Consider the following 12950-nt stretch of genomic DNA (forward strand, 5'->3'; position numbering starts at 1 on the left):
TTAGGAGGAAATGTATGAAAAATAATCGAAATAGGTTAATTAACAATAGCCTGTTTTACATCTTGCTCTTTGTTGTTTTGGTTCTTGCGGCAAGTTGGTTTGCTGGTGGTCAATCCTCAGACCAATCAAAGACATTAAGTCAAGACCAATTCATCACACAATTGAAGCAAGGCAAAGTGAAGAGTTTCAAATTGGAACCTATCGGAGGGGCTTATCAAGTTACTGGTGAATACAAGAAAGCTCAAAAGGCTGATACTACACGTTCCGTGTCATTATTTAGCCGTTCTCAAAACACTGGTTCTAGTGAAGTAACTTCATTTAGTTCAACTGTTTTGCCTAACAATGATACGTTAAAGAGAATCAATAACGCTGCGACTGCAAAGGGAGTTAAGACGACTGCAGCTCCTAAATCACAGTCCGGTCAATGGATTTCTTTGATTTTGACGGTGATTGTTCCGTTTGCATTATTCTTCTTTATAATCTTTGCAATGATGGGTCGAGGAGGCCAAGGTGGCGGTGCTAACCGTGTAATGAACTTCGGTAAATCCAAAGTTAAACCTCAAGATCCAAAGAAAAATAAAGTTAGATTTTCTGATGTTGCCGGTGCAGAAGAAGAAAAACAAGAACTTGTTGAAGTTGTTGAATTTCTAAAAGATCCAAGAAAATTCGTTTCTTTGGGTGCCAGAATCCCATCAGGTGTTCTTCTTGAGGGTCCTCCCGGGACTGGTAAAACTTTACTAGCTAAGGCTGTTGCTGGTGAAGCTAAAGTTCCGTTCTATTCAATCTCTGGTTCAGACTTCGTTGAAATGTTCGTTGGTGTTGGTGCATCACGTGTTCGTGATTTGTTCGAAAACGCCAAAAAAGACGCTCCATCAATCATCTTTATTGATGAAATTGATGCCGTCGGTCGTCAACGTGGTTCCGGTACCGGTGGTGGTAATGATGAACGTGAACAAACGCTTAACCAATTATTGATTGAAATGGATGGATTTACTGGTAACGAAGGTGTTATCGTTATGGCTGCTACTAACCGTTCCGATGTGCTTGATCCAGCGCTATTACGTCCAGGTCGTTTTGATAGAAAAATCCTTGTTGGTCGTCCAGACGTCAAGGGTCGTGAAGCTATTCTTAAAGTTCATGCTAAGAATAAACCATTCACAGATGATGTTGATTTGAAAGCTATTGCTCAACAAACTCCAGGTTTTGCTGGTGCTGACCTTGAAAACTTACTTAACGAAGCTGCCTTAGTTGCGGCAAGACGTGGTAAGCAAAAGATTGATCCAACTGACCTTGATGAAGCTGAGGATCGTGTTATTGCTGGTCCTGCTAAGAGAAACCGTGTTGTTCCTGAAAAAGAACGTCATACGGTTGCTTATCACGAAGCTGGACACGCATTGATTGGTTTAGTCTTGAGTGATTCTCGAGTAGTTAGAAAAGTTACAATCGTTCCTCGTGGACGTGCCGGCGGTTACGCTATCATGCTTCCTAAGGATGATCAAAACCTTGCTACTAAGAAAGAATTGAATGAACAAATTACTGGTTTGCTTGGTGGACGTACAGCTGAAGAGTTGATTGTTGGTCAACCATCATCCGGTGCTTCAAATGACTTCGAGCAAGCTACTCAAATTGCCCGTACTATGGTTACTGAATATGGTATGACAGACAAACTTGGTACCGTTCAACTTGAAAAGAATGGACAACCATTCAGTGGTGGTAACTATCGTCAATTGCCTTCATATTCTGAAGACACTGCTAAAGCTATTGACCAAGAAGTTAAACGCATTATCGATGAAGATCACGAACGTGCTCGAGAAATTCTTGAAACACACCGTGAACAACATAAGATTATTGCCGAAGCCTTGTTGAAGTATGAAACACTTGATGAAAAGGAAATCTTGAGCTTGTACAAGACAGGTAAGATGCCTGCCAATGATGCTAACCAAGAATTCCCAAGTGAAAGTGCTGCTACTTTTGAAGAAGCTAAGAAAGCTGCTGAAGCAAAAGATGCCGCCAAACAAAAAGCTGAAGAATCAAATAAAGAAGAAAATGCTAAATCAGAAACAACTGCTGATGATACTACATTCCCTTCAGAAAAAGATGAACAATCAAAGACTGATTCATCCGATACAAATGATTCAACAGAAAATTCTGATAGTAATTCAGATAGCAATAAAGATAATAATAGTGATAATTAATAATATAAGAAAAAGCGACTCTTATGGAGTCGCTTTTTTGAACGGAGGAAATAAATATGACAGATACATTAACAAAAGCTGTTTCAACTAACGGTAAGTTTAGAGCTTACGTTGTTAATGCTACACAAACCGTTCAAGAAGCTCAAAAAAGACACGACACTTGGAGAAATTCCAGTGCTGCTCTTGGAAGAACTTTGATTGGTTCAATGCTCGTTGCAACTTCGACTTTGAAGGAAGATGAAGTATTAACGACCCGTATTCAAGGCAATGGTCCTGTTGGTGCAATTGTGGTTGATGCCAATGCTAAAGGCTATGTTAAAGGTTATATTACTAACCCACATATCAGCTTGAAGGCAAGAGAAGATGGCCATATTAACGTCAAAGCAGCTGTTGGTACAAATGGTACTTTAAGCATTACTAAAGATTTACATTTAAAAGCTCCTTTTACAGGTTCAGTTCCTTTAGTTTCAGGAGAAATCGGCATGGACTTTGCTTACTATATGGCTAAATCTGAGCAAATTCCTTCAGCTATTGGTGTTTCAGTTTTTGTGACACCTAATGAGACTGTTGGTGCTGCGGGTGGTTTCTTAGTTCAAACGCTTCCTGGTGCTAGTGATAAAGATATTGCCAAAATCGAAGCTAACTTGAAAACTATTCCTAATTTATCAACTCTTTTGAATGAGGGCTTGAGTAATAAAGATATTATGGAAAAAGTCATGAATGGTATTGAAATGAAGTATCTGGAAGAAATGCCAGTTGGATTCAAGTGCGATTGTTCCAAAGAAAGATTTTCTAAGTCATTAGCAACTTTACAAAAGTCTGAGTTGGAAAATATGATCAAAGAAAATCATGGTGCCGAAGCAGTCTGCAAATTCTGTGGCAACAAGTATCAATTTAGTGAAGCCGATCTAAAAGAGATTATTGCTCAACAAGGTTAATCATATTTGCCATGTTAATAGATAATTTGTTATTATTTGACGTTGTAGGAAATGATCAGAGGTAAATGTATGGAATGGAAAATAGGCAATGTGACGATACCGAACCAAATCGTCGTTGCTCCAATGGCAGGTGTTACTAATTCTGCTTTTCGAGTAACAGCAAAGGAATTTGGCGCCGGTTTGGTCGTTTGTGAAATGATCAGTGGCGAAGGTATCAAATATCATAATGCTAAAACTTTAGGCATGCTGTTCGTTGATCCTAAAGAACATCCTGTAAGTATCCAAGTTTTTGGTGGCAATACAGAGACATTAGTCAATGCAGCTAGATTCGTTGCCGAAAATACTGGTGCTGATATTATTGATATCAATATGGGATGTCCAGTCAAGAAAGTCACCAAAACAGGTGCTGGTTCTACATGGTTGCAAGACCCTGATAAGCTATATAAGGCAATCAAAGCAGTCAGTTCAGCGATTGATAAGCCGTTAACGGTAAAAATGCGAACTGGTTGGGATAGTGACCATATCTTAGCTGTTGAAAATGCCTTGGCAGCTCAAGAAGCTGGAGCTAGTGCTATTGCCATGCATGGTCGAACAAAGGCTCAAATGTATTCTGGACATTCTGATTGGGAACTTTTACATGAAGTGGCTCAACAAATTTCGATTCCCTTTATGGGCAATGGTGATGTTAAAACGCCACAAGATGCTAAATATATGCTAGATCAAGTCGGAGCTGATGCAGTGATGGTTGGTCGAGCAGTTTTAGGTAATTTGTGGAGATTGAATGCCATGAATCATTATTTGGAGACTGGTGAGCTTTTGCCAGAACCAACTGTGGCAGAAAAAATTAATATAGCTAAACTTCAACTCCAACGTCTGGTAGACTTAAAAGGTGAGCATGTTGGTGTTCCAGAATTTCGTCAACAAGCAGCATATTATCTAAAGGGGATTCCCCGTGCAGTTAGAACTCGTGCTAAAGTAATGGAAGAAGACTCCATGCAAGCAGTGTTCGATACGCTAGATCAATTTGTTGAAAGTTATGAAGCAAGAGAAGCGAAATCTACAAAAATCAGTAGACAGGGGGAAAAATTTTGAGTAACGAAAATAACAAGAAGCAACCAACAAAAGAAGAGATCAAGAAGAAGAGAGTCATGAATGACCAACTAAGGGTCAGACGTGAAAAGCTTCAAGAACTTTATGATGAAGGTGTCGATCCATTCGGTTCTAGATTTGAAAGAACTGCTTTGGCACAAGAAATTCATGACAAATACGGTGACGAAGACAAGGAAGTTCTTGAAGAACAAGACTTACCTTGCGTAATTGCTGGTCGTATGATGTCAAAACGTGGTAAAGGTAAAGTTGGCTTTGCTGATCTACGTGATAGAAGTGGCAAGATTCAAATCTACGTTAGAAAAGATGTTGTCGGCGAAGAAAACTATCACATCTTCAAACGTGCTGATATCGGTGATCATCTAGGTATCCACGGTGAAATCATGAAGACAGATATGGGTGAATTAACGGTAAAGGCTACACACGTTACAATGTTAGCCAAGTCATTACGTCCATTGCCTGATAAATTCCATGGTTTGACTAATGTTGAACAAATTTATCGTCAAAGATATTTGGACTTGATTGCCAATCAAGATAGTTTCGATCGTTTCAAGAAACGTACCAAGATTATCTCAGCTGTTCGTGAATATTTGGATAACGAAGGCTTCTTATCAGTTGAAACTCCTGTTCTAAATACTCAAGCTGGTGGTGCCAGTGCCCGTCCATTTATCACACACCACAATGCTTTGGATATGCAAATGTATCTTCGCATCGCTTTGGAATTGCCATTGAAGAGATTGATCGTTGGTGGTTTCGAACGTGTTTATGAAATCGGTAGAGCTTTCCGTAATGAAGGTTTGGATACACAACACAACCCTGAATTTACATCATTGGAAACATATGCTGCATACTGGGATATGACTGATGTTATGAAAGAAGTCGAAGGAATCTTTAGACATGCCGCTCAAAAAGCTAATGGTACACAAATCGTTAGTTACCAAGGCGAAGAAATTGATTTGAGCAAACCTTTCAGACGTCTCAAGATGGTTGATGCTATCAAAGAACAAACTGGAGTCGACTTTAGTCAAGATATGACTTTGGAAGAAGCTAGAAAAATAGCTGATGAAAAAGGTGTTCATTACGAAAACTTCTGGGGTGTTGGTCACATCATCGCTGAATTCTTTGAAGAATTTGTTGAAGATACTTTGAAGGAACCAACATTCATTTATGAATATCCACTTGAAGTTTCACCTTTGGCTAAGAAGAACAAAGAAAATCCTAACTTCACTGATCGTTTTGAAGTTTACATTCTCGGTCATGAATATGGAAATGCCTTTACAGAATTGAATGATCCAATCGATCAAAAGCAACGTTTTGAAGCACAAGCTAAGGAACGTGAAAATGGTAATGACGAAGCTGAACACATCGATAACGATTACGTTGAAGCCATGGAATATGGTATGCCACCAACTGGTGGACTAGGTATTGGTATTGATAGATTAGTTATGTTGTTAACTGATGCACCATCAATTCGTGATGTCATCTTGTTCCCAACTATGAGACCTGAAGATAATACTAATAATGAAGAATAATTAAACTAAAGCTAGGCCGTTGGTCTGGCTTTTTTTGTACTCTCATAATCTAATCAAAAAAATAAAAAATTTTCGTTGACAACTTTTATAGGCAAAAGGTATACTAATATAGTTGTTTCAAACGAGAAACACTATGGAGGATTAGCTCAGCTGGGAGAGCATCTGCCTTACAAGCAGGAGGTCACAGGTTCGATCCCTGTATCCTCCATTAAGCAAAATGCTTAGTGGATTTATTAAGTTTTTTTGCGGGTGTGGCGGAATTGGCAGACGCGCTAGATTTAGGTTCTAGTGTCCTTTGGACATGAAGGTTCAAGTCCTTTCACCCGTATTAAATTAGTCTTGCAAAAAGATTGATTTATGTGTATTATGTTAAATGTTGTTTGGCATAATGCCGACTTAGCTCAGTTGGCAGAGCATCTGTCTTGTAAACAGGGGGTCGGAGGTTCGAATCCTCTAGTCGGCATTTACATAATGCGGAAGTAGTTCAGTGGTAGAACATCACCTTGCCATGGTGGGGGTCGCGGGTTCGAATCCCGTCTTCCGCTTCAGAGAATTTGAAAGTAAAAAAGGGTAATTAATTCTGATAAAGAATTGATTACCTTTTTTCGTTCTCTAAGAATTGTTCAAAAAGGCAATCTAAAATTCCTATATTAACTTCAGGAATGTGTTAGGATTCTAATTGAGAACAATTATTAGTAAGGTAATTGAATTTTATTATTAATTTGAAGTGAATAAGTTAAATTAATTGCTTTTTTTGAAAACACAATTATACTTTCTAAACAGACACTTAAAAAGTAGAGGTAACGTTAATGGACAAAGTATTTACCGAAAGCGCCAAGAATGCACTTGTTTTAGCTCAAGAACGTGCTAAAGCATTTCATCACAATGCTGTTGGAACTGAGCATATTTTACTTGGTCTAACAATGGAAAATGATGGTATTGCCGGTATTACTTTGAGAGATCTAGCTGTAAGTGATCGAGATGTTGAAGAGGAGATTGAACATCTGACAGGTTATGGGGATGTCTCATCTAATACTGCTAAAGGAATTTATCTACCATATTCTCCTAAGGGACAATTAATTTTAAGTGCAGCCCAAGAAGTTTCCGACGTATACAAGTCAAATCGTGTCGGAACTGAACACATTTTGTTAGCAATTCTTGATGACGCTGATAATTTAGCGAATAGAATTTTAGTTAACTTAGGACTTAGTCTAGCCAAGACTAAATCATTGCTTCTTTCTAAGATGGGAATGTCTAACAAGGCAGCTCGTCGTGGATTTGCGGCCAATTTATCTGATAAACAAAGAAAAACTCAAGGACAAGCTAAAGGAAAGGGTGGTACGCCTACACTCGATTCATTAGCTCGTGACTTGACGAAGATGGCTAAAGACAATCAAATCGATCCTGTTATCGGTCGTCAAAAAGAAGTCGAAAGAACTATCCAGATTCTTAGTCGTCGTACTAAGAACAACCCTGTTTTAGTAGGTGAACCTGGTGTTGGTAAAACTGCTATTGCTGAAGGATTAGCTATTAGTATCGTCAAAAAAGAAGTTCCTTTTGATATGCAAAACAAGCGTATCATGATGCTTGATATGGGTTCATTAGTTGCTGGTACTAAGTATCGTGGTGAGTTTGAAGATCGACTTAAAAAAGTTATCCAAGAAATTTATGAAGATAAGCACGTAATTTTATTTATTGATGAATTGCATACCTTAATCGGTGCCGGTGGTGCTGAGGGTGCTATTGATGCTTCTAATATTTTGAAGCCAGCCCTAGCTCGTGGCGAATTGCAATTGATCGGTGCAACAACTTCAAATGAATACCAAAAATACATTGAAAAAGATACAGCTTTGGAACGTCGTTTTGCTAAAGTTTATGTTGAAGAACCTAGTGCCGAAGATTCTGTTAAGATTCTGGATGGTTTGCGTCCTAGATATGAACAACATCATGGTCTAACTATTTCTGATGAAGCAGTTGAAGCAGCCGTTCGTCTCTCAACTCGTTATCTAACAAATCGTTTCTTACCTGATAAGGCTATTGATTTGATGGATGAAGCATCTGCTAAGGTTAGAATCCACAATGTATCCAAGAATAATAAGTTGGAAGAATTGACTGATCAATCCATGAAATTGATTAACGATAAAAACAACGCCATCTTGGATCAAGATTTTGAGAAAGCTGCCAAGATTCGTGAAGAGGAACAAAACGTTCAAGCACAACTTGCTAAGCTCAAAAACAAGAAATCTACTAGCAAGAAACCGGTAGTTACAGCCGATGACATTGCTGAGGTAATTGCTGAATGGACTGGAGTTCCGGTTAAACAAATCACTCGTAAGGAAAGTGAGAAATTGCTTAACCTTGAAAAAGAACTTCACAAACGTGTTATTGGCCAAGATACAGCCATCAGTGCCGTATCTCGTGCTATTCGTCGTGCTAGAAGTGGTATGAAGGATCCAAATCGTCCAATTGGTTCATTTATGTTCTTAGGACCTACTGGTGTTGGTAAAACTGAATTGGCTAAGTCAATCGCTGAAGTTATGTTTGGTTCAGAAGACAATATGATTCGGGTTGATATGTCTGAATACATGGAACAATACAGTACTTCTAAATTGATTGGTTCAGCTCCAGGCTATGTTGGTTTCGATGAAGGTGGACAATTGACTGAGAAAGTTAGAAATGAACCTTATTCAGTTGTTCTACTAGATGAAGTTGAAAAGGCACATCCAGATGTCTTTAATATCTTATTGCAAGTTCTTGACGATGGTATTTTAACGGATGCTAAAGGACGCAAAGTCGATTTCAGAAATACTATTATCATCATGACTTCTAACTTAGGTGCTAGAGCCTTGAATGAAGAAAAAGAAGTTGGTTTTGGTGCTAAAGACGTTCATGATGACTTCAAAGAAATGCAAGAACGTATCGACGCTGAAATGAAGAAGTTCTTCCGCCCAGAATTCTTGAACCGTGTTGATGAAACAATCGTCTTCAAGGCTTTGAACAAAGAACAGCTTAAAGCAATTGCTAAGATTATGAGTAGCAATCTTGAAAAACGTTTAGCTGAAAGAGATATCAAGTTAGTAATTTCTCCAACAGCCTACAATGATTTAGTTAAAGATGGCTACAATCCAGAATATGGTGCTCGTCCAATGAGAAGAACCATCCAAAGAGAAATTGAAGATCCTGTCAGTGAACAACTCCTAATGGGTAAAGTTGATGCAGGTGATACAATCAAGGTTGGCTCTAAGAAAGGCAAGCTAACAATCAATATTGCTAAACCAGAAAACAAAAAAACTCTAACTCATCAAAAATAATTTCCAACTATTGACAAGATGAGACCATCAGAGTATTATGTCTTTTGAGATTCAAAGTTCAAATCGCATATCACGATCTATTGTCCGTGATTATGCTAAATAAAAAACGCAAAAATAGATTTTTGATTCTATTTTTGGTTTTTTTTTGCCTAAAAACAGGGTAAAAAAACGTTTTCAGGTAAATTGTAATCAAATTGTAATATTTGAGATGTGATTTGAACAAATTAAATGTTGAGGTGAAAAATTTGACTTATCATAACGTTAATTATGGTGCACACCGTGTTCGTCGTAGTTATGCGAAGATCAAGGAAGTACTTCCTTTGCCAAATTTGATTGACATTCAAACAAATTCTTACAAGTGGTTCTTAGATGAAGGACTAAAAGATATGTTTGACGATATTATGCCAATCGATGACTTTGCGGGAAACCTTTCTTTGGAATACGTCGATTACAAGTTGCTCGAACCAAAATATACTGTTGAAGAAGCTAGAGCACATGATGCAAACTTCTCAGCACCATTACACGTAACTTTGAAATTGACAAATCATGAAACTGGTGAAATCAAGACACAAGATGTCTTCTTTGGTGATTTCCCAATCATGACAGATGAAGGAACTTTCATCATCAACGGTGCTGAACGTGTTATTGTTTCTCAATTAGTACGTTCTCCTGGTATTTATTACAATCAAGATACTGATAAAAACGGTCGTATAAACTATGGTACAACTGTTATCCCTAACCGTGGTGCTTGGTTGGAATATGAAACAGATGCTAAAGGTATCGGTTATGTAAGAATCGATAGAACTAGAAAATTACCTATTTCTGAATTAGTTAGAGCTCTTGGCTTTGGTGAAGATTCAGAAATTCTTGATATTTTTGGTGAAAACGATACTTTGAACCTAACACTTGAAAAAGATGTTCATAAAGAAGCAACTGACTCACGTGTTGAGGAAGCTTTGAAGGATATCTATGAAAGACTTCGTCCTGGTGAACCAAAGACTGCAGATAGTTCTCGTTCATTGCTATATGCTAGATTCTTTGACCCACGTAGATATGACTTAGCTCCTGTTGGTCGTTACAAGATTAATAAGAAGTTAAATCTTAAGACAAGACTTCTTAACAAGACTTTGGCTGAAACACTTGCTGACCCAGATACTGGTGAAGTTATTTTGGCTAAAGATACATTACTTGATCGTGATGCAATGAAGAAATTGAGTCCATATCTTGATAGAGATGATTTCAAGACTATCACTATGACTCCTTCAGACGAGGGTGTTCTAACAGACCCAATTACTATTCAAACAATCAAGGTTTACTCAGAAGCTGACAATGAAAAAGTTGTTAATATTATTGGTAACGGTCATATTCCTGAAGAAAACCGTACAATTACACCTGCTGATATTTTGGCTGGTATTAACTACTTCTTGAACTTGAAAGAAGACATCGGTACTACAGATGATATTGATCACTTGGGTAACCGTCGTATTCGTTCTGTCGGTGAATTGCTACAAAACCAATTCCGTATTGGTCTATCACGTATGGAACGTGTTGTACGTGAAAGAATGTCAATTCAAGACTCAGCTACTGTTACACCTCAACAATTGATCAACATTAGACCTGTTGTAGCTTCAATTAAGGAATTCTTTGGTTCATCACAATTGTCACAATTCATGGATCAAACAAATCCACTTGGAGAACTAGAACACAAGCGTCGTCTATCAGCCCTTGGACCTGGTGGTTTGACTCGTGATCGTGCCGGATATGAAGTTCGTGACGTTCACTATACTCACTATGGTCGTATGTGTCCTATTGAAACACCTGAAGGACCTAATATCGGACTTATCAATAACTTGGCTTCATACGCTATCATCAACAAGTATGGTTTCATTGAAACACCATATCGTCGTGTTTCATGGGATACTCACAAGGTAACTGACAAAATTGATTACTTGACTGCTGATGAAGAAGATAACTACGTTGTTGCTCAAGCTAATACACCATTAAACGATGATGGTTCATTTGTTGAAAATACAATTTTGGCTCGTCATAAAGATGACAACATCGAAACTACTCCAGAAAAAGTCGATTACATGGACGTTTCTCCTAAACAAGTAGTTTCTGTTGCTACTGCATGTATTCCTTTCTTGGAAAACGATGACTCAAACCGTGCCTTGATGGGTGCTAACATGCAACGTCAAGCTGTTCCTTTGATCAATCCACATGCACCATTAGTTGGTACTGGTATGGAATACATTGCTGCCCATGATTCTGGTGCTGCTTTGCTTGCTGATCACAGTGGTGTTGTTGAATACGTTGATGCTAAGAAAGTTACTATCAAACGTGACGAAGACGGTACAACTGACGATTACAAGATCACTAAGTTCCGTCGTTCAAATAATGGTAAGTCATATAACCAAAGACCTATCGTTCACAAGGGTGAAGAAGTTAAGAAGGGTGAAATCATTGCCGATGGTCCTGCCATGGAAAATGGTGAATTAGCTCTTGGTCAAAACCCACTTATCGCCTTCATGACATGGAATATGTATAACTATGAAGATGCGATCGTTCTTTCAGAAAAATTAGTTCGTGAAGATGCATATACTTCAATCCATATTGAAGAGTATGAATCAGAAGCACGTGATACTAAACTTGGACCTGAAGAAATCACACGTGAAATTCCTAACGTTGGTGAAGATTCATTGAAGGATCTTGACGAATTCGGAATTATCCGTATTGGTGCTGAAGTTCGCGATGGCGATATCTTAGTTGGTAAAGTTACACCTAAGGGTGTTACAGAATTATCAGCCGAAGAAAGACTATTGCACGCTATCTTTGGTGAAAAAGCTCGTGAAGTTCGTGATACTTCACTTCGTGTACCACATGGTGGTGGCGGAATTATCCAAGACGTTAAGGTCTTCACTCGTGAAGCCGGAGACGAACTTGATCCTGGTGTTAACATGTTAGTTCGTGTTTACATTGCTCAAAAGCGTAAGATTCAAGTTGGTGACAAGATGGCCGGACGTCACGGTAACAAAGGTACTGTTTCAATCGTTGTACCTGAAGAAGATATGCCATACATGCCAGATGGTACTCCAGTAGATATCCTATTGAACCCAATGGGTGTTCCATCACGTATGAATATCGGACAAGTTCTAGATCTTCACTTAGGTATGGCTGCTAGAAAACTTGGCATCCACGTTACAACACCTGTTTTCGATGGTGTAACTAACGATGAACTTTGGGACATTGTTAAAGAAGCTGATATGGATTCAGATGGTAAGTCAATCCTTTATGATGGACGTACTGGTGAACCATTCAAGAACCGTGTCGCTGTTGGTGTCATGTACTACTTGAAACTAGCTCACATGGTTGATGATAAACTTCACGCTCGTTCAATCGGACCATACTCACTAGTTACTCAACAACCACTTGGTGGTAAAGCACAATTTGGTGGACAGAGATTTGGTGAAATGGAAGTTTGGGCTCTTGAAGCTTATGGTGCCGCTTATACATTGCAAGAAATCTTGACATACAAGTCTGATGATATTGTTGGACGTGTTAAGACTTATGAAGCTATCGTTAAGGGTGAAAGTATTCCAAAACCTGGTGTTCCTGAATCATTCCGTGTTCTTGTCAAAGAACTACAAGCCTTAGGACTAGATATGAAAGTTCTAGACTCACATAAGAAAGAAATTGAACTTAGAGATATGGACGAAGATGATGATACAGTAAGTATCGACGCTCTATCTAAGTTTGCTAAACAACAAGAACAAAAACGTGCTGAAGAAGAAGCTAAGAAACTCGAAGCATCTAAAGATTCAGCTGAGTCAACTAGTACAAAATCAGAAAACTAGTTAAAACTTTAGG

The 12950-nt window shown here is 38.4% G+C and carries 6 protein-coding genes and 4 tRNA genes; all 10 read left to right on the plus strand.

The window, feature by feature from the left end; translation table 11 throughout:
* Positions 1 to 14: 14 nt before the first annotated feature.
* The 10 genes from ftsH to rpoB all read left to right on the plus strand — a co-directional run bounded on the left by ftsH (position 15) and on the right by rpoB (position 12937).
* Positions 15 to 2195 carry an ATP-dependent zinc metalloprotease FtsH gene (gene ftsH, locus FFM65_RS01345; protein ID WP_119317304.1) on the plus strand — a complete coding sequence of 727 codons (2181 nt, stop codon included), beginning with the start codon at positions 15 to 17 and terminating at the stop codon, positions 2193 to 2195.
* A gap of 56 nt (positions 2196 to 2251) precedes the next feature.
* The gene (hslO, locus tag FFM65_RS01350; RefSeq protein WP_119317305.1) at positions 2252 to 3133 is read left to right on the plus strand and encodes an Hsp33 family molecular chaperone HslO; all 882 of its coding nucleotides are present in this window, start codon (positions 2252 to 2254) and stop codon (positions 3131 to 3133) included.
* 69 nt (positions 3134 to 3202) lie between these two features.
* Positions 3203 to 4225 (plus strand): tRNA dihydrouridine synthase DusB, encoded by a 1023-nt coding sequence (dusB, locus tag FFM65_RS01355; protein ID WP_119317306.1) that lies wholly within the window; start codon positions 3203 to 3205, stop codon positions 4223 to 4225.
* 56 nt (positions 4226 to 4281) lie between these two features.
* A complete protein-coding gene (gene lysS / locus FFM65_RS01360) occupies positions 4282 to 5772 on the plus strand; it encodes a lysine--tRNA ligase (protein WP_174795661.1) in 1491 nt (496 codons plus the stop codon).
* 135 nt (positions 5773 to 5907) lie between these two features.
* A tRNA-Val gene (locus FFM65_RS01365) sits at positions 5908 to 5980 on the plus strand.
* 37 nt (positions 5981 to 6017) lie between these two features.
* Positions 6018 to 6100 (plus strand) — tRNA-Leu (locus FFM65_RS01370).
* A 62-nt stretch (positions 6101 to 6162) separates the two neighbouring features.
* Positions 6163 to 6235 (plus strand) — tRNA-Thr (locus tag FFM65_RS01375).
* A 10-nt stretch (positions 6236 to 6245) separates the two neighbouring features.
* A tRNA-Gly gene (locus FFM65_RS01380) sits at positions 6246 to 6317 on the plus strand.
* A 264-nt stretch (positions 6318 to 6581) separates the two neighbouring features.
* Positions 6582 to 9083 (plus strand): ATP-dependent Clp protease ATP-binding subunit, encoded by a 2502-nt coding sequence (locus FFM65_RS01385; RefSeq protein ID WP_119317307.1) that lies wholly within the window; start codon positions 6582 to 6584, stop codon positions 9081 to 9083.
* Positions 9084 to 9328: 245 nt separating this feature from the next.
* Complete coding sequence (gene rpoB, locus FFM65_RS01390; RefSeq protein WP_119317308.1) at positions 9329 to 12937, plus strand: DNA-directed RNA polymerase subunit beta; 3609 nt, start codon at positions 9329 to 9331, stop codon at positions 12935 to 12937.
* Positions 12938 to 12950: the final 13 nt, after the last annotated feature.

The organism is Companilactobacillus formosensis, from assembly GCF_005405305.1.
Classification (GTDB): domain Bacteria; phylum Bacillota; class Bacilli; order Lactobacillales; family Lactobacillaceae; genus Companilactobacillus; species Companilactobacillus formosensis.

Excerpts from the sequence above, each read along its gene's own strand:
- ftsH (WP_119317304.1), top strand. The coding sequence starts at position 15 with ATGAAAAATAATCGAAATAGGTTAATTAACAATAGCCTGTTTTACATC.
- hslO (WP_119317305.1), top strand. The coding sequence starts at position 2,252 with ATGACAGATACATTAACAAAAGCTGTTTCAACTAACGGTAAGTTTAGA.
- dusB (WP_119317306.1), top strand. The coding sequence starts at position 3,203 with ATGGAATGGAAAATAGGCAATGTGACGATACCGAACCAAATCGTCGTT.
- lysS (WP_174795661.1), top strand. The coding sequence starts at position 4,282 with ATGAATGACCAACTAAGGGTCAGACGTGAAAAGCTTCAAGAACTTTAT.
- FFM65_RS01385 (WP_119317307.1), top strand. The coding sequence starts at position 6,582 with ATGGACAAAGTATTTACCGAAAGCGCCAAGAATGCACTTGTTTTAGCT.